We start from the raw sequence: 22,008 nt of genomic DNA on the forward strand, positions 1-22,008 counted from the left end.
TGTTTGACCTAGCCGTTAGGCTTATACCCATGTGTGGAATCGTAGGCTATGTTGGCAATTCGTCTCGTAAGGCAGCTGGTCACAGCGCCCTTGACGTCGTCGTGGAGGGGCTGCGTCGTCTTGAGTACCGCGGCTATGACTCCGCCGGCGTCGCAGTGGTGGCTGATGGAACCATCTCGTCCCGTAAAAAGTCCGGCAAGTTGAGCAACCTGATCAGTGAACTGGAAGCAAACCCGGTCCCTGAATCCCTGACCGGCATTGGCCACACCCGTTGGGCCACGCATGGTGGCCCCACCGACCGTAACGCACACCCCCACCTTTCCGACGGCGGGCGTCTGGCGTTGATTCATAACGGCATCATCGAAAACTTCGCCGAGCTTAAGCAGGAACTGCTGGGCAAGGGCGTCACGTTCGAATCGGAAACGGACACCGAAGTTGCTGCAGCCCTGGTTGGCGACATCTTCCGCAACGAACTCAACGGCAACGGCGGCGACCTCACCAAGGCGATGCGCCTGGCCTGCCAGCGTCTGGAGGGTGCATTCACCCTCCTCGCCGTCCACGCGGACCAGCCCGACGTCGTCGTGGCCGCCCGCCGCAACTCCCCGCTCGTGGTTGGCCTTGGCGACGGCGAGAACTTCCTCGGCTCGGACGTCTCCGGCTTCATCGACTACACGCGCCGCGCCGTGGAACTCGGCCAGGACCAGATCGTCACCATCACCGCGGACTCCGTGGAGATCACAGACTTCTTCGGCGCTCCCGCTGAAGGCAAGGAATACCACGTTGACTGGGACCCGGCTTCTGCCGAAAAGGGTGGCTTCAGCTCCTTCATGGAGAAGGAAATCCACGACCAGCCCGACGCCGTAGCCCAGACTCTCCTGGGGCGCTCGGACCTCAACGGAAAGCTGACGCTGGACGAAGTCCGCATCGATCCTGAGCTCCTCAAGCAGGTTGACAAGATCATCGTTCTCGCTTGCGGCACCGCAGCCTACGCTGGCCTGGTTGCCAAGTACGCCATCGAAAACTGGTGCCGGATCCCCACGGAAGTAGAGCTCGCACACGAGTTCCGTTACCGCGATCCGATCGTCGACGCCAACACACTGGTGGTTTCCATCAGCCAGTCCGGCGAGACCATGGACACGCTCATGGCCGTCCGCTACGCCCGCGAGCAGGGCGCCAAGACGATCTCCATCTGCAACACCAACGGTTCCACCATCCCACGTGAATCCGACGCCGTGCTGTACACCCACGCTGGTCCGGAAATCGCGGTTGCATCCACCAAGGCGTTCCTCGCCCAGATCACCGCCGCTTACCTGCTCGGCCTTTACCTGGCCCAGCTGCGTGGCAACATCTTCTCCGGCCAGATCAAGGACGTCCTCGCGGACCTGAACAAGATCCCGGCCAAGATTCAGAAGATCCTGGACAACGCAGGTCCTTTGCGCGAACTCGCCCGCAGCATGAAGGACGAAAAGTCCGTCTTGTTCCTGGGCCGCCACGTTGGCTACCCGGTCGCCTTGGAAGGCGCCTTGAAGCTCAAGGAAATTGCCTACATCCACGCTGAGGGCTTCGCCGCCGGTGAACTCAAGCACGGACCGATCGCCCTGATCGACGAGGGCCAGCCGGTTTTCGTGGTTGTCCCGTCCCCGCGCGGCCGTGACTCCCTGCACTCCAAGGTTGTTAGCAACATCCAGGAAGTCCGTGCACGTGGTGCACGTACCCTGGTCATTGCTGAGGAAGGCGACGAGTCGGTCAAGGATTACGCAGAGCACGTGTTCTACGTTCCGGAGACGCCCACGCTGCTCATGCCGCTGCTCACCACCGTGCCACTGCAGATCTTTGCTGCTGAACTGGCCGGGGCGAAGGGTTACGACGTCGATCAGCCGCGTAACCTCGCCAAGAGCGTGACCGTAGAATAACCGCATGATTGTTGGCATTGGCGTAGACGTCGTAGACATCGAGCGGTTCGCCCGGCAGCTCGAGCGAACCCCCGGACTGCGGGACAGGCTGTTCGTTCCTGCGGAGCGCGAACTCAACACCAGATCACTCGCTGCCCGCTTCGCTGCCAAGGAAGCGGTGGCCAAGGTTCTGGGTGCTCCTGCCGGCATGAACTGGCAGGACTGCTGGATCGGCCTTGACCAGAATGGTCCTACGGTCCAGGTCAAAGGAACGGTCTTGGCCGTGTCTGATGCCAAGGGCGTTAAGCGCTGGCACCTGTCCATGAGTCACGATGGCGGCATCGCTACGGCGTATGTCCTCGCCGAGGGCTAAGCGGACCTTTACATAACGATGATCAGCGCCTTCACCGGACAACAGATCAGGGATGCGGAACAACCGCTCCTGGACTCCGGTGAGGGCGCTGTTCTCATGCAACGGGCCGCTTACGGTCTGGCACAGGAAGTGGTTCGCTTGGTCAAGGCCAGGCGCAAGCTGGGTGGCGCCAGCGTCACAGTCCTGGCAGGCAAAGGCAATAACGGCGGTGACGGTCTCTTTGCGGCTTCCATGCTTGCCCGCCGCGGCATGCGGACGACGGCGGTACTCGCCTCAGCGGAAGTCCATACCGAAGCTCTGGCGGCTTTTCTGGCAGCAGGCGGCCGTGTGCTGCGACTGGATCCCGGCAACGCCGAGGAGCTTGCCGTCCTCTGCGCTGGTGACGATGTCATTATCGATGCCCTCCTGGGCACCGGCGCGCGCGGCGGGTTACGTGATGCTTCTGCTGAGTTGGTTGCTTCCCTTCAGGAGTTGAAGCCCCGTTGTGTGGTGGCCTGCGATCTCCCCAGCGGACTGGATGCCACCACGGGCGAGGTCCACTGGCCGGTGCTCGATGCCGATGTCACAGTGACTTTCGGTGGCATCAAGGCAGGTTTGATGACAGACCCAGGCGAAGGCTGTGCGGGGCGCGTGGTTCTGGTGCAGATTGGGATCGAAGACTCCTTGGATATCCCTGAGCTGCGCCGGCTTGATGCCACGGATCTGTGGTCCTTGCTCCCCAAACCCGGCCGCCGCTCCCATAAATACTCCCGTGGCGTGCTGGGCGTCGTTGCGGGCTCGCCTCGTTTTGCCGGGGCAGCCGTGTTGAGCGTCCATGCGGCAGCGGTGGCTGGTGCAGGCATGGTCCGTTATGTGGGGCCGGAATCTGCGGCACGCCATGTGTTGAGCCGGACTCCGGAAGCCCTGTGGGAGACGGATGATCCTGGCCGCGTTCAAGCGTGGTTGCTTGGTCCTGGCGTGGACGGGGAGGATCAACTCGGACGTGCCGGGGACGCCGCACAGTCAGGGCTGGTCGCTGAGCTGCCGGTCGTCGTCGACGCCGGAGCCTTGAGCATCCTGCCAGAGCGTTGTCCCGCGCATTGGATCCTCACTCCCCACGCCGGGGAACTTGCGACGCTGCTGGCACCCCTTCCGTCCACTGGCGAGGTCGCCGTGACCCGCGAGGACGTCGAGTCGCGGCCGCTGCACTTCGTACGGCAAGCAGCCGAACAAACCGGCGCCACCGTCCTGCTGAAGGGTGCCACCACACTGGTGGCCTCGCCGTCGGGCGTTGTTTTCAGCCAGTCCGAGGGCACTGCCTGGATGGCGACCGCAGGCAGCGGTGATGTCCTGGCCGGCATCCTCGGCGCCTTGCTGGCGCAATCTGCGGACTCGGTCAAGGACGACGACGGCGCGTACGCAGCCATGGGTTTGAAACTGGACGACCGCTGGGCTGCTGTAGCCGCGGTTGCCGCCAGCGTTCACGGCCGTGCCGGCTCGATCGCGTCGAAGGATTTGGATGGTGGCCCCCTTACAGCCTCAGCGATCATGGCAGCGGTACCGCGCGTCATAGGTTCGCTGACTGCGGAATCCGACCCTACAAGACCGTAAGGTTACTTTCCGTGTCAGGGGTCATGAGTAGGCTTGCAGCAAGTTATCCGCATCACCAGAGGAGAACGCATGGAAGTCTGGCCTGGATCGGCCTATCCGCTTGGAGCCACCTTTGACGGCACCGGCACCAACTTCGCGCTGTTCAGCGAGAAGGCCGAGAAAGTGGAACTGTGCCTCTTCGACGACGACGGCGGGGAAGTCCGCGTAGATGTCACCGAGGTGGACGGCTATGTGTGGCACTGCTACCTGCCGCAAGTCCAACCGGGACAGAAATATGGCTATCGGGTGCACGGACCTTACAACCCCGATGCCGGCCAACGGTTCAACCCCAACAAGCTGTTGTTGGACCCATATGCCAAGGCCATTCACCGGCAGATCGACTGGGACCCGGCACTGTTCTCGTACAACATGGGGGACCCGGACTCCCGGAACGACGCCGACTCCGCGCCGCACATGATGCTGGGCGTCGTCGTTAACCCGTTCTTTGACTGGGACGGCGACAAACTACTAAAGATTCCGTACCACAAGTCGGTTATCTACGAGGCCCACGTCAAAGGACTTACCCAGCTGCATCCAGAGATTCCCGAGGAACAGCGCGGAACGTACGCCGGTGTCGCCCACCCCGCAGTCATCTCCCACCTTCAAAAGTTGGGTATTACTGCGATCGAGCTCATGCCCGTGCACCAGTTCGTCAACGACGGCATCCTGCAGGATAAGGGCCTGAACAACTACTGGGGCTACAACACCATCGGCTTCTTCGCCCCGCACAACAGTTACAGCTCCAAGGGTGATACCGGCCAGCAGGTCCAGGACTTCAAGGCCATGGTGCGATCCCTGCACAACGCCGGGATCGAAGTCATCCTGGACGTCGTTTACAACCACACGGCTGAGGGCAACCATCTGGGGCCCACGTTGTCCTTCAAGGGCATCGACAATTCCGCGTACTACCGCCTGGTGGAGAACGACCAAAAGTACTACATGGACTACACCGGCACCGGCAACTCGTTGAATGTCCGCAGTCCGCATTCACTCCAGCTGCTGATGGATTCGCTCCGCTACTGGGTGACGGAGATGCACGTGGACGGGTTCCGTTTCGACCTCGCGTCCACGCTGGCCCGCGAATTCTACGACGTGGACAAGCTGTCAACCTTCTTCGAACTCATCCAGCAGGACCCCGTTGTGTCCCAGGTGAAGCTCATCGCCGAGCCATGGGACGTCGGTCCGGGCGGATATCAGGTGGGCAACTTCCCGCCCCAATGGACGGAATGGAATGGCCAGTACCGGGATACTGTCCGCGACTTCTGGCGCGGAGAGCCCTCCACGCTTGGTGAATTCGCCTCGCGTCTTACAGGCTCTGCCGATCTCTACGAACACTCGGGGCGCCGGCCTGTGGCATCGATCAACTTCGTCACGGCCCACGACGGCTTCACACTGGCCGACCTCGTGTCGTACAACGAGAAACACAACGAGGCCAACGGTGAGGGCAACAACGACGGCGAATCGCACAACCGCTCATGGAACTGTGGCGTCGAAGGCCCCACGGATGACCCCAAGGTTCTAGGTCTCAGGGCCCGCCAGCAGCGGAACTTCATCGCCTCGCTCTTCCTGTCGCAGGGCGTTCCCATGCTCCTGCACGGCGATGAACTTGGAAGAACGCAGCACGGCAATAACAACGGTTACTGTCAGGACTCCGAGCTCACCTGGATCCATTGGGATAGCGTTGACCAGCCCTTGGTGGAGTTCACGGCTGCTGTTAGCGCCCTGCGGGCCAAACACCCCAGCCTCCGCCGAAGCAGATTCTTCGACGGCCGGCCCGTGCTGCGAGGCGAGGGTGAGCGGCTTCCGGACATCGTATGGCTGGATGCCGATGCCAGCACCATGACGCCGTCGGATTGGGACACCGCGCTGGGCCGTTCTGTTGGAGTGTTCTTGAACGGTGACGGTATCCACGGACGGGATACACAGGGCCGCCGGATCACCGACGTCAATTTCCTGCTGTATTTCAATGCGGACGAGGACGAGGTCGGGTTCCGCGTGCCATCAGACGAATATGCCCCTGCGTGGGACGTCATGATCGACACCGGCGGTGAAGGCGCTGATTCAGACGTCGTGAAGGCGGATCAGATCCTGATGATCGCGGCGAAGTCGCTTGTAGTGCTTCGTGCCCACAGCACGCCAGAGTCTGAGCCGGACCATTCAGTGGCAGCCTCCCTTGCTGCGCTCAGTCAGACAAACACACCCGAAACGGCTTCGCTCACCGCTCCTGCGGTGAACTCGCTGCCCTCGGATTCGTCGGCGAACGCTCGGTCTGTGGATGCGTCAGAGGCTGTCAGCGCTTCCGACGGGGGAGATCCGCCCGTTGGGGAATCAAAACCCGCACGCAAGCGCCGTACTTCGAAGAAGGCGGACTCATGAGGACCCCGGTTTCAACGTACAGGCTGCAAATCCGCCGAAGCTTTTCGCTTCAGGACGCCGCGGAACTCACCGGTTACCTGCACAACCTTGGGGTCGATTGGATCTACGTTTCGCCGATCCTCACAGCGGAGGAAGGATCAGACCACGGTTATGACGTCACGGATCCTTCGTCCGTGGATCCTGCCCGGGGTGGAGCCGAGGGTCTGGCTGCGTTGTCCAAGGCCGCCCGCTCGAAGGGACTTGGCATCCTGGCGGACATCGTTCCCAACCACATGGGTGTCGCCTCGCCAGGACAGAATGCCTGGTGGTGGCAGCTCCTGAAGGAGGGGCGCTCGTCCAAGTACTCGGAAGCGTTCGACGTCGACTGGGACTTCGGCGGCGGGAAGATCCGTATTCCCGTGCTCGGCAGCGATGAGGACCTCGGGCAACTCACTGTGGTGGACGGTGAACTGCATTACTACGATCACCGTTTCCCGTTGGCTGAGGGCAGCTTCTCTGACGGAGACAGCCCCCAAGACGTTCATGCGCGACAGCACTATGAACTGGTGGGCTGGCGCCGGGCGGACGCCGAACTGAACTACCGTCGCTTCTTCGCCGTGAACACACTGGCAGGCGTCCGTGTCGAGGTTCCGTGGGTCTTCGATGAGGCGCATGAGGAAATCGTGCGATGGTTCCGCGAAGAGCTGGTGGATGGTCTCAGGATCGATCACCCCGATGGGCTGGCGGATCCTGAAGGGTATCTGGCAAGGCTTCGCAAGGAAACGCGCGGGGCGTACCTCCTGGTGGAGAAGATCCTTGAGCCGGGAGAGAAACTGCCGGAAACCTTTGATTGCGAAGGCACCACAGGATATGACGCGCTGGCGGACGTAGACCGCCTGTTCGTGGACCCAGCAGCCGAGGAATACCTGGACTCCCTCGATGCCCGGCTGCGCGATGCAGGCCAGCCGGCTGACTATGCGGACATGATCCACGGGACCAAACGGCGCATCGCCGATGGCATCCTGAGGTCTGAAATCCTCCGGTTGTCCCGGCTTGTTCCTGAGTCGCCAGAATTGCCGCGCGCCGAGGTAGCCGATGCCCTGGCCGAGATTATTTGCTGGTTCCCCGTCTACAGGACCTACCTTCCGCACGGCCAGGAGATCCTGGAAGAAGCCATGGAACGCGCCGGTCAAGATAGGCCGGGGCTCCGGTCTGTGCTGAACGGGCTGAGGCCTCTCCTGACTGATACCACTGGGGAACTCGCCCGCCGTTTCCAACAGACCTCCGGCATGGTTATGGCCAAGGGTGTGGAGGACACCGCATTCTTCCGCTACACCCGCTTGGGGACGCTCACCGAAGTGGGCGCCGATCCCACTGAATTTGCGCTTTCCTCTGATGAGTTCCACGAGCGCATGGCACGTCGTCAGGCAGAGATCCCGCTCTCCATGACCACGCTGAGCACCCACGACACCAAGCGCAGCGAGGACGCCCGGGCCAGGATTTCGGTCATTTCCGAATCTGTCCCCGAATGGGAACTCTTCCTTGGCACTGTCCAGGAGCTGGCGCCCATCCCGGACGGTCCGCTGGCCGCCCTTGTTTGGCAGTCCATTGCCGGCGCTTGGCCCGCCGATCGGGGGCGCCTCCAATCGTATGCGCTCAAGGCCGCCCGCGAAGCCGGAAATTCGACCAACTGGACCGACCCCAACCTTGACTTCGAGCGTCACTTGGCTGCCGCCGTCGACGCCGTTTTTGACGTCCCCGAAGTCGCTGCCGCGCTGGAGAATTTCGTCGAGGAACTGGAACCTTATGGAACTTCGAACTCGCTCTCAGCCAAGCTCATCCAATTGACCATGCCCGGCGTTCCGGATGTCTATCAGGGCACAGAGTTCCGGGATGGGTCACTGACTGACCCCGATAACCGGCGACCAGTGGACTTCCAAGCCCGGACCGCGGCGCTCGCGGAACTCGATGCTGGTGCGCGGCCTGAGTTCACGGAGGAAGCTGCCAAACTGTTGGTGGTGTCCAGGGCGCTCAGGTTGCGTCGGGACCGGCCAGAGCTGTTCGGCGGCTACGGGCCTTTGCACGCGAGCGGCGCGGCAGCGGAGCACGTGGTTGCCTTCAGCCGCGGTGTGGACGCGCCCGGCGCCATCGCTGTTGGCACGCGGCTGCCCAAGCGCCTTGCGCGGGAAGGCGGTTGGCGGGACACGGCCATCGACTTGCCGGTGAACTGCCACGACGAACTGACCGGGACTACATACGACGCCGGTTCGGTCGCGGTCGCCACGCTGCTGGAGCACTACCCGGTGGCACTGCTGGTGCCCGCTGACTGATCCGCTGAAAACACGAACACCCACCAACACCGCCACTGCAACGCAAGCTAAAACAAGCACAGGGGACACGATGCTGGAGCACGCTGCTGGAAAAAATCGTTACGACGTCTGGGCGCCCAACGCCGGATCCGTGAAGCTGCTCGCCGGAGGCAGCGAGCACGCCATGGAACAAATTCACGACGGCGGCGCTACAGGTTGGTGGCGCGCGTCCGCCGAGGTCACAGGCCAGGAAGGCGACGCGGTTGCGTACGGCTACATCGTGGACGGGGAGGGACCGTTTCCCGATCCGCGCTCAAGGTGGCAACCGGACGGGGTGCATGGATTGTCCGCTACCTTCGACCCTGCCGCCTACCAGTGGGGGGATGGGGCGTGGAAGGGTCGCAGCCTCAAAGGATCCGTCATTTATGAGCTCCACCTGGGCACGTTCACTCCCGAAGGCACACTTGACGCTGCCGCCCGGAAACTGGACTACTTGGTGGACTTGGGCGTCGACTTCATTGAACTGCTTCCGGTCAATGCATTTAACGGAGTTCACAATTGGGGCTACGACGGCGTGCTTTGGTACGCCATCCACGAGCCCTACGGTGGCCCGGAGGCCTACCAACGGTTCGTCGACGCTGCACACGCCGCTGGCTTGGGGGTCATCCAGGACGTGGTCTATAACCATCTTGGACCCAGCGGCAATTACCTTCCCAAATTTGGCCCCTACCTGAAATCCGGGGAAGGCAACACGTGGGGTGATTCGGTAAACCTCGATGGTCCTGGGTCCGACGAGGTGCGCCGTTACATCCTGGAGAATGCCGCGATGTGGCTCCGCGACTATCACGTAGACGGGCTCAGGCTCGACGCCGTGCACGCCCTGCGGGACGAACGTGCCGTGCACATCCTTGAGGACTTTGGCGCGCTGGGAGACCAGATCGAAGCGGAGACCGGGGTTACCAAAACGCTGATCGCAGAATCGGACTTGAACAATCCCCGGCTCATCTATCCCCGCAAGGACAACGGTTATGGCTTGGAAGGCCAATGGAGCGACGACTTCCACCACGCCCTGCACGTGAACCTGAGCGGTGAAACCACCGGGTACTACGCCGACTTCGAGTCCCTCGCTGTCCTCGCCAAAGTCCTTGAGCACGGCTTCCTCCACGATGGCAGCTACTCGAGTTTTCGGGGACGTCACCACGGCCGGCCGATCCGGCACGACCTCGCGCATCCTTCCGCCTTGGTAGTTTGCCTGCAAAACCACGATCAAATCGGCAACCGTGCCACCGGCGACCGGCTAACTGCGTCACTGTCATTTGGTCGGTTGGCGATCGGCGCAGTGCTGACCATGACATCCCCCTTCACGCCCATGCTTTTCATGGGCGAGGAATTTGGGGCTTCCACGCCGTGGCAGTTCTTCACCTCCCACCCCGAACCGGAACTGGGGGAGGCCACAGCGAAGGGTCGGATCAAGGAATTTGAACGGATGGGCTGGGATCCTGCCGTTGTGCCCGATCCCCAGGACCCCGAAACTTTCAAGCGCTCAAAGCTGGACTGGAGCGAGCCCGGCGCCGGGGACCACGCCCGCCTGTTGCAGCTGTATCGGGATTTAGCACAGCTGCGCCGGAATACGCCGGAGCTCGTGAACGGTGGTTTTGGCGAGACCACGGTGGAGTTCGACGACGACGAGCACTGGCTGGAGATGACCCGCGGCACCATCCGCGTGGTGTGCAACTTTGGAGACGAGCCGTTGGATTCGCCTATGGGTGGGTCCCTGCTGCTGGCAACCGACACCGAAGCAGTCCTCGACGACGGTTCGCTGACCCTTCCGGGCGGGAGCGCCGCCGTCGTGCGTGTCCAGCAAAGTGAGCAGTGACAAGGGTGACGGCGCCCACATTGCGGACAGCCCCAACACGGTGATCTGTGCAGTGGCAGGATGGTACGTATGACTTATTCGGCTGCGGAAAACCGCTACGAAACCATGCCCTACCGCCGCGTCGGACGCAGTGGTCTCAAGCTCCCCGCTATCTCGCTGGGCCTTTGGCACAACTTCGGCGACGACAAGCGGTTCGACGAACAGCGCGCCATCCTGCGCCGTGCGTTTGATCTGGGTGTCAACCACTTCGACCTCGCCAACAACTATGGTCCGCCGGATGGATCGGCAGAAACGAACTTCGGGCGCCACCTGAAGGACGACTTCAAGCCGTACCGTGATGAGCTCGTCATCTCCACGAAGGCCGGCTACTACATGTGGCCGGGCCCGTACGGTGAATGGGGATCCCGCAAGTACCTGATCTCCAGCCTCGACCAGTCCCTGCAGCGTATGGGCCTGGATTATGTGGATATCTTCTACAGCCACCGTCCCGACCCCGAGACGCCCTTGGAGGAAACCATGGGGGCGCTGGACTACGCGGTCCGGTCCGGCAAAGCCTTGTACGCAGGCATCTCTTCCTACACCCCCGAGCAAACGCTCGAGGCAGCCCGGATCCTGAAGGAACTCGGCACGCCGCTGCTGATCCACCAGCCCAGCTACTCCATGCTGAACCGATGGACCGAGAATGGTTCGCCGAACCTCTACGAGGCACTGGACCAGGTGGGCGCCGGCTCCATTGCCTTCTCGCCTCTTGCCCAGGGGATGCTGACCAACCGCTACCTCAATGGTGTTCCGGCTGACTCCCGGGCCGCCAAGGAACGGTTCCTCTCCGAATCCGCATTGACGGAGGACAAGCTTGACCGCGTTCGGGGACTCAACGCCATCGCCGAGGGCCGTGGACAGACCCTCGCGCAGATGGCCATTGCATGGATTCTCCGTGACCAGCCAAAGGGCTCTCCCGTAACATCCGCGCTTGTCGGGGCCTCCAGCGTTTCGCAGCTTGAAGACACTCTGAGTGCCATCAACAACCTGAAGTTCACCACTGATGAGCTGACTGCGATCGACGAATTCGCCGTCGAATCCGACATCAATCTGTGGGCGCAGGAGTAAACCAGGGGGAAAGACATAAAACAGGAGGGGTCGGCGGGAACAAAGCCGGCCCCTTCTCTGTTGGCTACAATGCAAGTGTGCGCCAACTGGCGCCGTGCCAATCAGTCGTGCTCTGAGCTCAGTCGGAGTTTGCGCCTGGCACCTGAGGTTTAGTTCTCAAAAGGAGTTCCGTGTCTTCACATCCGATTCGTGTTGCCATTGTCGGCGTAGGAAACTGCGCCGCATCGTTGGTCCAAGGTGTTCAGTACTATCGCGACGCTGACCCCAAGGCCACGATCCCGGGTCTGATGCACGTCGAGTTCGGCCAGTACCATGTCAACGATGTTCAGTTCGTTGCTGCTTTCGACGTTGATAGCAAGAAGGTTGGACTGGACCTGGCCGACGCCATCGGCGCCAGCGAAAACAACACCATCAAGATCGCCGACGTCCCTGCCACGGGGGTCACCGTTCAGCGTGGACATACCCTTGACGGCCTGGGCCAGTACTACCGCGAGACCATCGTCGAAGCTCCCGAGGAAGACGTCGACATCGTTGCTGCCCTCCGCGAAGCCAAGGTAGACGTCATGGTTTGCTACCTGCCCGTTGGTTCGGAGCAGGCTGCCAAGTTCTACGCCCAGTGCGCCATCGACGCCGGAGTGGCCTTCGTCAACGCTCTCCCCGTCTTCATTGCCGGAACCAAGGAGTGGGCTGACAAGTTCACTGCAGCCGGTGTGCCGATCGTGGGCGACGACATCAAGAGCCAGATCGGCGCCACCATCACTCACCGCGTGATGGCCAAGCTGTTCGAGGACCGCGGCGTCACCTTGGACCGCACGTACCAGCTGAACGTTGGCGGCAACATGGACTTCAAGAACATGCTTGAGCGCGATCGTCTGGAGTCCAAGAAGATCTCAAAGACTCAGGCCGTCACCTCCAACGTTGAGGCCGAGCTTCACGCTGACGACGTCCACATCGGGCCGTCCGATTACGTTGCCTGGCTTGACGACCGCAAGTGGGCCTTCGTCCGCCTTGAGGGCCGCAACTTCGGTGATGCCCCCGTTTCCCTGGAATACAAGCTCGAAGTATGGGATTCCCCGAACTCCGCTGGTGTGATCATTGACGCCATCCGCGCCGCCAAGATTGGCCTGGACCGCGGCATCGGCGGCCCGCTGCTCTCCGCGTCCAGCTACTTCATGAAGTCCCCGCCGGAGCAGTTCAACGACGACATCGCCCGCGACAAGGTGGAAGCCTTCATCCGCGGCGACATCGAGCGCTAAAGCCCGCGCCCTTTAAAGCCCGGGCGCTAACAAAAGACGCCGTCCCACTTGCGTGGGAAGGCGTCTTTTGTGCTTCCGATGCTCTCTCACATCCTGACGCTTTTGGGCGGTCCTTCTCTCACTTACCGTCACCCTTTTGGGATCCTGTGGACGTGATAGAGCATCGGTGCGAACGCCGTTGGAGGTGATAGAGCATCGGTGGGAATGCCGTTGGAGGTGATAGAGCATCGGTGGGAATGCCGGTGGAGGTGATAGAGCATCGGTGGGAATGCCGGTGGACGTGATAGAGCATCGGTGGGAATGCCGTTGGAGGTGATAGAGCATCGGTGGAAATTGGCCTGGATGTGAGAGAAGGTCAGAAGAGGCCCGTGGGCTTGCCGTCGGCATCGACGTCCATGCGCATGGCGGCCGGCTCTTTGGGCAGGCCGGGCATGGTCATGACGGCTCCGGTCAGGGCGACAATGAACCCCGCGCCCGTTTTTGGAATGAGTTCGCGCACGTGTACCCGGAATCCCTTTGGCGCCCCAAGCTTGGATGCGTCGTCGGTGAATGAGTACTGCGTCTTGGCCATGCAGACGGGGAGCCCGCCCCATCCATTCTTCTGGATGTCCACGAGCCGCTTCTGTGCCGGGACGGAAAATTCCACACCGTCGGCGCCGTAGATCTCCTGCACGATCGTCCGGATCTTGTCCTCCACAGAAAGTTCCAGTGGGTACAAGTGGTGGAAATTTGACGGCCCTTGCACTGCCGCTGCCACCTTGGACGCGAGTTCATCCCCGCCGTCGCCTCCGCCGCCACGGCCCCAGACATCGGCGACGGCGGCCTCCACGCCTTCCGCTGCGCACCACGTCAGCAGCCACTGAAGTTCTTCGTCGGTGTCGGTGGCGAATTTGTTGATGGCGACGACCGGCGAAATGCCGAACTTGGCAATATTTCCAACATGTCGTTTGAGGTTTTCCACCCCAGCGGCCACGGCGTCCACGTTGGGCTCGCTGAGGTTCTCCTTTGGAACTCCGCCTTGCATCTTGAGCGCACGGATCGTTGCCACAACAACGACGGCGGACGGCGCCACGTCAGCGATGCGCGACTTGATGTCCATGTACTTTTCGGCACCCAGGTCCGCGCCGAATCCGGCCTCGGTGACCACGATGTCGGCAAGTTGCTGGGCAGTCCGCGTTGCGATGAGCGAGTTGCACCCGTGGGCAATGTTGGCGAAGGGCCCACCGTGGACCAGCGCCGGCGTCCCGGCGATGGTTTGCACAAGGTTTGGTTTGATGGCGTCCTTCAAGAGCAATGTCAGGGCACCTTCCACACCAAGGTCCGCAACGGTTACCGGCTGGCGATCGAAGGTATAGCCGAAGGTGATCCGGCCCAAGCGCGTCCGGAGGTCGTCCAAGTTCGCGGCGAGGCAGAATACGGCCATGATTTCGGAGGCCACTGTGATATCAAAGCCATCTTGCCGGGGTACGCCCTGGGCGGGACCGCCTAGCCCGATAATGATTTCCCGCAGGGATCGGTCGTTCATGTCGATGACCCGCTTGAACGTCATACGGCGGGGGTCGATTCCGAGGTGGTTGCCTTGGAAGATGTGGTTGTCCACGAGTGCCATGAGGGCGTTGTTGGCCGAGGTGACGGCGTGGAAGTCGCCAGTGAAGTGGAGGTTGATATCGTCCATGGGCAGTACCTGGGAGTAGCCGCCTCCGGTTGCTCCTCCCTTCATGCCAAGGATCGGCCCAAGTGACGGTTCGCGGAGTGCGATCATCACTTTGTGGCCGGCGCGTGCGAGGGAATCGGCAAGGCCTACAGTGGTTGTCGATTTGCCTTCGCCCGCAGGCGTGGGGGACATGGCTGAAACGAGGACCACTTTGCCGGGCGCCTTGCCCTCAGGGAGCACAAGCTTTGCCGGATTGATCTTGGCTTTGTAAGGCCCATACAGTTCCAGTGCGTCCACGTTGATGCCCGCTCGTCGCGCAATCTCTTCGATGGGCAGGATGGTGGCGTTGTGGGCTATCTCAAGATCGCTCAGGCCCTTGTTTTCAGACATCGTTGTCCTTCGGCTTAGTGCTTCCGCTGTGTGGGCTGGCGCTCTGCGCCCTGCCTACGCTGTGCGCGACAATCTATCAGTCACCAGCGGGTAACTGCGTGAGGTTCACCGCCGGGGGACCAGCAGGCCGCCAACAGACTCGCGATAGCTTTCCAAGGTGATCGCAGCAGTGCGCTGCCAGCCAAAGGATTCGGCATGGGTCGCGGCTAAACGGCCCATGTCCTCGCGTGTCTGTACGTCGTCGTACAAATCCTCGAGGGCATCAGCCCAGTCGGAAGGATCGTGACCATCCACGAGGATGCCTGTCCGGCCATCGGAAATGGCGCGTGAGAGCCCACCCACGTTGGTGGCCACCACGGGGGTCCCGCACGCCTGTGCTTCCAAGGCCACAAGGCCGAAGGATTCGCTGAATGAGGGCATCACCACGACGTCGGCGGAGCGGAACCAGCTGGCGAGCTCGGGCGCTACAACCGGCGGGCGATGCGTGACGACGTCGGCCAGCCCGGCCTCCTCGATAATGTGCTGCAGGTTGAAGTCCTTGGCGCCGCTGAGCGAACCCAGAATGGTCATTTCCAGATCGATGTCCGGCCTGCGCTTCCGCAGGAGACCAGCTGCTTTGACGAAGACCTGGGGACCCTTAAGCCGTTGGATCCGGCCTGCGAACAGAATGTGAAAGCTGTCCGGCCTGACGTCCCGCTGGCCGCGCGACTTGCGACGGAAGGATGGTGTGAAGACCTTGAGATCCACGCCGGGAGGTGCGACGTCGATCTTGTCGATATCGGCTCCGTAGTGGGAGACGAGCTCTTCTGCCTCGGCTGGAGTATTGGCGATGAGGCGGGTAGCCCCATCAACAATCCGCTGCTCGCCGTCCTCCCGACGCCGCGGTTCGGGACGCTCGCCGGATTCGAGAACAAGATTCTTGACCTTGGCCATGGTGTGCATGGTGTGGACCAACGGAACACCCCAGAGCTCAGACAATTCCAGCCCCGCAACCCCGGACACCCAGTAATGAGAATGGATGGCATCGTAACGGCCGTGGGGCTGCTGCTGCCGGATCCGATCGATTTCCTCCACCATCTGGTGGAGCAGGGCAGGCAATTCTTCCTTGGGGACTTTCCGCCGGGGTCCGGCCATCACGTTGTGGACGCACACGCCGGGTCCTGGATGCTCGACGGCGGCCTGGCCGGCTTTGGTGGAACGGGTGAAGATCTCTACCTCCACACCGGACTCGGCCAGCGCCATGGCCAAAGCCCGCACATAGACGTTCATCCCACCAGCATCACCGGCCCCTGGCTGCTCCATGGGGGAGGTGTGCAGTGAAAGGAATGCCACGCGGCGGATCAACGGCACACTTTCCTCCTTCGTATGAAGCTAACTTGTGAAGCCAAACCACTTTTGCCCTGCAGAAAACACTACTCCTGAAGCCCAGCACTACATGGCGCCGATCAGGGCTATGTGGACAAGGCTGCTAACGTGTGCGCTGTGAGCCAAGAAACCCTTTTCGACATCCGCCCAGCCACGCCCGAAGATTGGCCCGGCATCTGGTCCCTCATGGAGCCCATCCTCCGCGAGGGGGAGACCTTCACGTGGGACCGTGACACCACTGAAGAAGCTGCCCGTGCCAAGTGGATGAAGGAAGCGCCCGGCCGAACGTTCGTGGCCGTGCGTACTGCGGACGGGCCCCGTCAGGGAGGCGAAATCCTGGGCACCGGCGAGTTCCATGCGAACCAGGCCGGTGGCGGCAGTCATGTGGCGAACGCCGGGTACATGGTGAGCTCCAAACATTCGGGCCAGGGAATTGCACGGGCGCTGTGTGCCTACTCCCTAAACGAAGCCAAAGCGGCAGGATTCCGCTCCATGCAATTCAATGCTGTTGTGGAGAGCAACGTCCGGGCGGTGTGGTTGTGGCAATCCATGGGTTTCCGCATCCTGGCCACGGTTCCTGAGGCCTTCAACCACCCCGAAATTGGGTACGTTGGCCTGCACGTGATGTACCGGAAGCTCTAGGAGCCCTGGGAAGTTAGGAACGCTGGGAAGTCACGTCCAGAGTTCCCGCAGTTCCGGGAAGGCTGCCTCGTAGCCGTCAAGGAGTTCAGCGCCCAGCGATTCCGAACCTACCAGCGGGTGGGCGGCAAAGGCCTGAAGTGCCGCGTCACGGTCACCATCCCGCACTGCCCGGACCGTCAGCCGCTCCACTTCCTTGACGTGTTGCATCAAGGTGAGGAACTGGCCTCCGGGCCGTTCCTGCGGAAGTGGGACGGCGCCGTCGGGCGTCACCTCACAGGGAACTTCGACGACGGCGTCCCCCGGCAACCCCGGTACGGCGACTTCCGCCTCACTTGCCGAAGAGCCAGCGTCGGGTGGCACAGAGTCGGCGACGGGTGAATTGGGCACATTGAGGATCAGCTGGGCCGTCCCACCTCCGGATAGAGCCCGCATCACGGACAACGCCACACGCTCGTAGCCACCCCCGGCGAGGTCTTCCTCGTCGCGCTGCTCCCCGTGCGTGCGGGCTTCGGCCAGGTAGCCTTCCTCACGGGAGCGCCGGGCCGCATCCCACATGGCGTAGGCGTCCGAGGATTCCGCGAGGGAAGGGTAGAGCGAGCTCTGTTGCTGGTGGATGGACGCCCCGCGCGTTTCGCGCTGCTTCAGGATGGCTTCCGTCGCTTGCTCGGTGGCGTAGTAGTAGTAAAGGTATTCATTGGGCAGGCAACCGAGTTGGTCCAGAGTGTGCTGGCCGAACAAACGCCCTTCTTCGATCGTTTCCAGCGCCCCACGATCCGACAACAGTCCGGGCAGCAGGTCCCGGCCACCGGGCGCCAGCCGGTAAAGCCAGCCGAGGTGGTTCAACCCGAAGTAGCCCACGCCGTCGAGCGTTCCTTCTTGGAGGGGTGAACCGGCGGCCCGTGCCGCGCGCTGAACCAGGCCGCCGGCGGAATCGCAGATGCCAATGACCTTTCGCCCCAGCACCGGCACAAGTGCCTCGGTCACCATGCCGGCGGGGTTGGTGAAGTTGATGAGCCACGCCTCCGGACAATAGCGCCGCATTCCCTCGGCGAGCTCCAGCATGTGCGGAATGGTGCGGAGGGCGTAGGAGATGCCGCCTGCGCCCGTGGTCTCCTGGCCCAGCAAACCGAGGTCCAGGGCCACGCGTTCGTCGGCGATCCGGCCTGCCGTCCCGCCGGGGCGGATCGCCGCAAAGACCATGTCGGTGCCAGTGAGTGCCTTCCTCAAGTCCGTGGAAATCACGACGGCGGGCCGGGAGCCTTCCGCCGAGGGCATATCGCGGAGGACTGCCTGGATGGCGGCGAGACGTGCGGGATCGACGTCGTAGAGCACCACCTCGTGCACGAGTCCCGCGAACGGACCCGTGCATAAGGCACGGTACACAAGGGGTACCCGGAATCCGCCGCCACCGGCGATCATGAGCCGCATGGTCCGAGTCTATGCAGCCCGGAGGGCGCAGCGTAGTGTGCCGTGCATGGACGCAATGCCCCAGCGACGTTTTGATCCCCTTGCCGCCGTGCGCACGGACGGCGACGGCCAATGCGACCTTCTCCTGGCAGGAACGGTCTTCCAAGACATTATTTTCACGGGACTTCCGCACTCTCCCGAGCCGGGCACTGAAGTGTGGAGCGAAGGCATGGGCAGTTGCCCGGGAGGGGTTGCCAACCAAGCGATCGCCGCGGCCCGGCTTGGCCTGAGGACCAACCTGGCGGCAGCCTTTGGCGACGACGGTTACGGGGATTACAACTGGCAGATCCTTGAAAGCCAGGAGCATGTTGACTTGTCCCTGTCGCGTCGTGTCCCGGGCTGGCACTCGCCGGTGACGGTTTCCATGTGCGTGAACCAGGATCGGTCCATGGTCACCCACGGGCACCCGGCGCCGATCAAGGCCTCGGACCTGATCGGGCAGCCACCCAAGGCGCTCGCCGCCGTCGCGGACCTGGGCGAGGAGTTGGAACCGTGGATGCTGGCGGCGAAGACATCGGGAACCAAACTTTTCGGTGTGGTGGGCTGGGACCCCAGCGGAGAGTGGTCACAGCGCAGGCTGGACCAACTCGAACACTTTTACGCTTTCCTTCCCAATGCGCCGGAGGCCATGGCATTCACGGGCAAGAGCGATCCCTGGGCGGCGCTGTATTCCTTGGCGGATCGAGTTCCGGTAGCTGTGGTGACGCTCGGAGCACAGGGCGCCATGGCCGTGGACTCAGAGACGGGCGAAGAGGAATGGGTGCCGTCGTTGCCCGTGAATGCGTACGATCCGACGGGCGCCGGCGATTGTTTCGGCGCGGCCTTCATTGTGGGGTGCCTGGCAGGGTGGAGATTGGGGGACCGCCTTCGGTTCGCGAACCTCTGTGCCTCACTGGCCGTACAACAAGTGGGTGGTTCCCTGGCTGCGCCCGGCTGGGGCGACATCGCGGACTGGTGGCAGCGTGCCAACGCACGGAAGGAACGCCAATCGAGCCAGTGGCTGCGGCGTTTCGCCTTCCTTGAGCCGATCGTGAAGGACATCCCCGCCGAAGCCCAACGGCGCGCCCGCGCCACGATCGCCCACTTGTCAGATGCCCAGTAGCAGAGCCGGCAGTTAACCCCTCTTCACCCACACCACTAGAATCTCTAGGGTGACTTACGAAGCAGCTGCAGATATCGGGATCGGGTCCAGGACCTCCATAGCAAAGTCAGCGGTGCTTGAGCGTTCCGCCGTGATCGATCTTGAGGCCGTGCGGCACAACGTTCGTCAGTTTGTCGCGATCGCCTCCCCGGCCTCCGTCATGGCTGTGGTGAAGGCTGACGCTTATGGCCATGGCGTGGTTCAGGTGGCACGTGCAGCCCTCGACGCCGGAGCGGCCTGGCTCGGCGTCGCCCACATTTCAGAGGCGCTCGCCTTGCGGGCCGCCGGCATTGAGGCACCTTTATTGGCCTGGCTGCACACCCGTGAAAGCAACTTCCAAGCCGCAGTTGCCGCCGGCATCGACGTCGGGATTTCCGGTTGGGAACTCGACGCCGTGGTGGCGGCTGCCCGCGAACAAGAACGTCCCGCCCGGGTCCATTTGAAGGTGGATACAGGGCTGGGCCGAAATGGCTGCCCCATCGCAGACTGGGACCAGTTGGTGGGCCAGGCCATGGAACACCAGGACGAAGGCCTGCTTCGCGTTGTGGGCATTTTCTCCCACCTTGCCGTCGCCGACGAGCCGCACCGGCCCGAAACGGACCAGCAATTGGCGGTTTTCCGCGACGCACTCGCCATCGCTGAGGATGCCGGCGTTGATACCGAGGTCAGGCACATCGCCAACACTCCCGCAGCACTGTCCCGGCCCGATTCGCACTTCGACCTCATCCGCGTCGGGCTCGGCATCTACGGGTTGTCGCCCTTTGAAGGGGTTACCTCCGCCGAACTTGGCCTGCATGCTGCCATGACCGTCCGCACGCTCCTCTCCAACTGTAAAAAGGTTCCGCAAGGGCAAGGCGTTTCCTACGGCCTGAAGTACCACACCAGCCAGGAGAGCACGCTGGGCCTGGTTCCCTTGGGCTATGCCGATGGCGTCCCCCGCATCGCCACGGGCGGTCCAGTTCGCGTCAACGGCGTCACCTACCCTGTGGTGGGCCAGATCGCGATGGACCAGATGGTGATTGATCTTGGACCGCTCACCCCTGAAGAAGCGGCCGGACTCAAGGGCAGCGAAGCCGTGATGTTCGGCGACGGCGCCGATGGCGGCCCCACCGCGGATGACTGGGCGGCTGCAGCGGGAACCATCAACTATGAGATCGTCACCCGCATAAGCCCGCGGGTGCCCCGCAGCTACGTCAACGAGGCTCCGGCGGTCCCTGAGGTACAACGCGGCACCCAGACAGCATCGGAGTCGGCGACGCTGTGAACATACCACTGATCGAACCAAGGGAACCGCTATGGGAACGCCGCTTGAAGGTCACGACGGCGGAGCAGACCCACGCGCTCGGCGCAGCACTGGGCGGGGTACTTGAGGCGGGGGACCTCCTTGTCCTGACCGGAGAGTTGGGTGCGGGGAAGACGACTTTCACCCAGGGGCTGGGAGAGGGCCTGGGCGTACGTGCCGGGATCATCTCGCCTACCTTCGTGCTGGTTCGGATCCATCCCAACCTTCCGGATGGACCGCGCCCGGGTGGTCCGGACCTGGTCCACGTCGACGCCTACAGGCTGGAATCAGCTGCTGAGATCGATGACATTGATCTTGAGAACACCATGGACTCGTCCGTAACCGTGGTGGAGTGGGGGAGGGACCGCGTGGAGCACCTCTCGGACAGCCGCCTGGAAGTGGATCTTCACCGGTCTGTGGGTAGCGTAGGCGTGTCGGCCACCAATGTCTCGGACAGCGGGACGGTCCTGGATTTTGACACTGATGACGACGACGAACCCCGCACCATCGTCTTCCGCGGTTTCGGCCCACGCTGGGCCGAGGCACCGAAGCTTCTTGAAACCACGATCTCCGAAGGAGGCCACTGATGCTGATCCTGGCCATTGATACCTCTGCAGTGGCCAGTGCTGCGCTGATTTCGGACGTCGCCATGGAAGGCGTGGTGGATTCCTTCGCGACTGAGGACACGCGAAGCCACGCCGAAGTCCTTGCTCCCGGCATCGAGAAGCTCCTGGCCGGAGCAGGGGTCACCGGCGCGGACATTGACGTGATCGTCACGGGGGTGGGGCCCGGACCGTTTACCGGGTTGCGCTCGGGTATTGCAACCGCACGCACCCTGGCTTTCGTCTGGAACAAGCCGCTGTATGGCCTGATGAGCCTTGATGCGATCGCCCTCGAAGTAGCGGAGTCAACTGCCGCTGTTCCTGAATTCCTGGTGGCCACTGACGCCCGGCGGAAAGAGGTCTACTGGGCGCGGTACGTCCTGGAGGAGAACCAGCTTCCCCAGCTCATCGACGGACCGCATGTGGGTTTCGCCTCGGAATTGCCGGACCTGCCCGTGTTCGGGGCCGGCGCTGGTCTGTACGCCGACGTCCTCCGTGCGGACGAAGACTTTGCCGACACCCAACCGGACGCGGCCTCCCTTGGCCAGGTGGCGCTGGCCCGGTTGACCGCCGGGCAGGAACTCTTGGATTCCACACCTTTGTACTTGCGCGAATCGGACGCCCAGGTGCCGGGTCCCAGGAAGCGTGCCCTGTGATGAAAGGGAAAC

At 62.5% G+C, this 22,008-nt stretch carries 16 protein-coding genes; 13 read left to right on the top strand and 3 right to left on the bottom strand.

The genetic code is table 11. From position 1 onward, the window contains the following. The first annotated feature begins 29 nt into the window (after positions 1-29). The 8 genes from glmS to ACTAQJ_RS23575 all read left to right on the top strand — a co-directional run bounded on the left by glmS (position 30) and on the right by ACTAQJ_RS23575 (position 12,797). Entirely contained in the window at positions 30-1,913 is a 1,884-nt protein-coding gene (gene glmS, locus ACTAQJ_RS23540; protein WP_431115913.1) for a glutamine--fructose-6-phosphate transaminase (isomerizing), read from the top strand. 4 nt (positions 1,914-1,917) lie between these two features. Beyond that, positions 1,918-2,265, top strand: a complete 348-nt coding sequence (locus ACTAQJ_RS23545) for a holo-ACP synthase (RefSeq protein WP_216925115.1) — start codon at positions 1,918-1,920, stop codon at positions 2,263-2,265. Between the two features lie 18 nt (positions 2,266-2,283). Then, entirely contained in the window at positions 2,284-3,855 is a 1,572-nt protein-coding gene (locus ACTAQJ_RS23550) for an NAD(P)H-hydrate dehydratase (RefSeq protein WP_498699794.1), read from the top strand. Between the two features lie 69 nt (positions 3,856-3,924). Next, on the top strand, positions 3,925-6,270 hold the full coding sequence (glgX, locus tag ACTAQJ_RS23555; RefSeq protein WP_498699796.1) for a glycogen debranching protein GlgX: 2,346 nt from the start codon (positions 3,925-3,927) through the stop codon (positions 6,268-6,270). After that, on the top strand, positions 6,267-8,579 hold the full coding sequence (gene treY / locus ACTAQJ_RS23560) for a malto-oligosyltrehalose synthase (RefSeq protein ID WP_498699799.1): 2,313 nt from the start codon (positions 6,267-6,269) through the stop codon (positions 8,577-8,579). The genes glgX and treY overlap by 4 nt, the downstream gene beginning before the upstream one ends. A 70-nt stretch (positions 8,580-8,649) precedes the next feature. Beyond that, a complete protein-coding gene (gene treZ / locus ACTAQJ_RS23565; RefSeq protein ID WP_498699801.1) occupies positions 8,650-10,434 on the top strand; it encodes a malto-oligosyltrehalose trehalohydrolase in 1,785 nt (594 codons plus the stop codon). Positions 10,435-10,503: 69 nt separating this feature from the next. Then, positions 10,504-11,541: an L-glyceraldehyde 3-phosphate reductase gene (gene mgrA / locus ACTAQJ_RS23570; protein ID WP_498699803.1), complete on the top strand. Its 1,038-nt coding sequence runs from the start codon at positions 10,504-10,506 to the stop codon at positions 11,539-11,541. A 170-nt stretch (positions 11,542-11,711) separates the two neighbouring features. Next, positions 11,712-12,797, top strand: a complete 1,086-nt coding sequence (locus ACTAQJ_RS23575; RefSeq protein ID WP_498699805.1) for an inositol-3-phosphate synthase — start codon at positions 11,712-11,714, stop codon at positions 12,795-12,797. A 355-nt stretch (positions 12,798-13,152) separates the two neighbouring features. Here the strand turns inward: ACTAQJ_RS23575 and ACTAQJ_RS23580 are convergent, their stop codons facing one another. Together ACTAQJ_RS23580 and mshA are read right to left on the bottom strand one after the other, a co-directional pair. After that, positions 13,153-14,841, bottom strand: a complete 1,689-nt coding sequence (locus ACTAQJ_RS23580; protein WP_498699808.1) for a formate--tetrahydrofolate ligase — start codon at positions 14,839-14,841, stop codon at positions 13,153-13,155. 105 nt (positions 14,842-14,946) lie between these two features. After that, entirely contained in the window at positions 14,947-16,191 is a 1,245-nt protein-coding gene (gene mshA / locus ACTAQJ_RS23585; RefSeq protein ID WP_477514552.1) for a D-inositol-3-phosphate glycosyltransferase, read from the bottom strand. 123 nt (positions 16,192-16,314) lie between these two features. On the opposite strand from mshA, the gene ACTAQJ_RS23590 reads away from it, so the two are divergent. Continuing rightward, positions 16,315-16,848: a GNAT family N-acetyltransferase gene (locus ACTAQJ_RS23590; RefSeq protein ID WP_498699811.1), complete on the top strand. Its 534-nt coding sequence runs from the start codon at positions 16,315-16,317 to the stop codon at positions 16,846-16,848. Positions 16,849-16,878: 30 nt separating this feature from the next. Here ACTAQJ_RS23590 and ACTAQJ_RS23595 read toward each other — a convergent pair whose 3' ends face one another. After that, positions 16,879-18,276 (bottom strand): 6-phospho-beta-glucosidase, encoded by a 1,398-nt coding sequence (locus tag ACTAQJ_RS23595; RefSeq protein WP_498699812.1) that lies wholly within the window; start codon positions 18,274-18,276, stop codon positions 16,879-16,881. A 46-nt stretch (positions 18,277-18,322) separates the two neighbouring features. On the opposite strand from ACTAQJ_RS23595, the gene ACTAQJ_RS23600 reads away from it, so the two are divergent. From ACTAQJ_RS23600 to tsaB, 4 genes are read left to right on the top strand one after another with little or no spacing between them, the layout of a single operon-like run. Beyond that, positions 18,323-19,417, top strand: a complete 1,095-nt coding sequence (locus tag ACTAQJ_RS23600) for a carbohydrate kinase family protein (protein ID WP_498699815.1) — start codon at positions 18,323-18,325, stop codon at positions 19,415-19,417. A 49-nt stretch (positions 19,418-19,466) separates the two neighbouring features. Next, on the top strand, positions 19,467-20,720 hold the full coding sequence (gene alr, locus ACTAQJ_RS23605) for an alanine racemase (RefSeq protein ID WP_498699817.1): 1,254 nt from the start codon (positions 19,467-19,469) through the stop codon (positions 20,718-20,720). A 44-nt stretch (positions 20,721-20,764) separates the two neighbouring features. Then, positions 20,765-21,325 carry a tRNA (adenosine(37)-N6)-threonylcarbamoyltransferase complex ATPase subunit type 1 TsaE gene (gene tsaE, locus ACTAQJ_RS23610; RefSeq protein WP_431115899.1) on the top strand — a complete coding sequence of 187 codons (561 nt, stop codon included), beginning with the start codon at positions 20,765-20,767 and terminating at the stop codon, positions 21,323-21,325. Continuing rightward, positions 21,325-21,996: a tRNA (adenosine(37)-N6)-threonylcarbamoyltransferase complex dimerization subunit type 1 TsaB gene (gene tsaB, locus ACTAQJ_RS23615; RefSeq protein ID WP_498699820.1), complete on the top strand. Its 672-nt coding sequence runs from the start codon at positions 21,325-21,327 to the stop codon at positions 21,994-21,996. Before tsaE ends, tsaB begins: the two co-directional genes overlap by 1 nt. Positions 21,997-22,008 lie beyond the last annotated feature (12 nt).

Source organism: Arthrobacter sp. alpha11c (genome assembly GCF_054149985.1).

Coding starts and splice junctions, on each gene's coding strand:
- ACTAQJ_RS23580 (WP_498699808.1), bottom strand. CDS start 14,841: ATGTCTGAAAACAAGGGCCTGAGCGATCTTGAGATAGCCCACAACGCC.
- ACTAQJ_RS23595 (WP_498699812.1), bottom strand. CDS start 18,276: ATGCGGCTCATGATCGCCGGTGGCGGCGGATTCCGGGTACCCCTTGTG.
- treZ (WP_498699801.1), top strand. CDS start 8,650: ATGCTGGAGCACGCTGCTGGAAAAAATCGTTACGACGTCTGGGCGCCC.
- tsaB (WP_498699820.1), top strand. CDS start 21,325: ATGCTGATCCTGGCCATTGATACCTCTGCAGTGGCCAGTGCTGCGCTG.
- mgrA (WP_498699803.1), top strand. CDS start 10,504: ATGACTTATTCGGCTGCGGAAAACCGCTACGAAACCATGCCCTACCGC.
- glmS (WP_431115913.1), top strand. CDS start 30: ATGTGTGGAATCGTAGGCTATGTTGGCAATTCGTCTCGTAAGGCAGCT.
- ACTAQJ_RS23550 (WP_498699794.1), top strand. CDS start 2,284: ATGATCAGCGCCTTCACCGGACAACAGATCAGGGATGCGGAACAACCG.
- ACTAQJ_RS23545 (WP_216925115.1), top strand. CDS start 1,918: ATGATTGTTGGCATTGGCGTAGACGTCGTAGACATCGAGCGGTTCGCC.
- treY (WP_498699799.1), top strand. CDS start 6,267: ATGAGGACCCCGGTTTCAACGTACAGGCTGCAAATCCGCCGAAGCTTT.
- glgX (WP_498699796.1), top strand. CDS start 3,925: ATGGAAGTCTGGCCTGGATCGGCCTATCCGCTTGGAGCCACCTTTGAC.
- ACTAQJ_RS23600 (WP_498699815.1), top strand. CDS start 18,323: ATGGACGCAATGCCCCAGCGACGTTTTGATCCCCTTGCCGCCGTGCGC.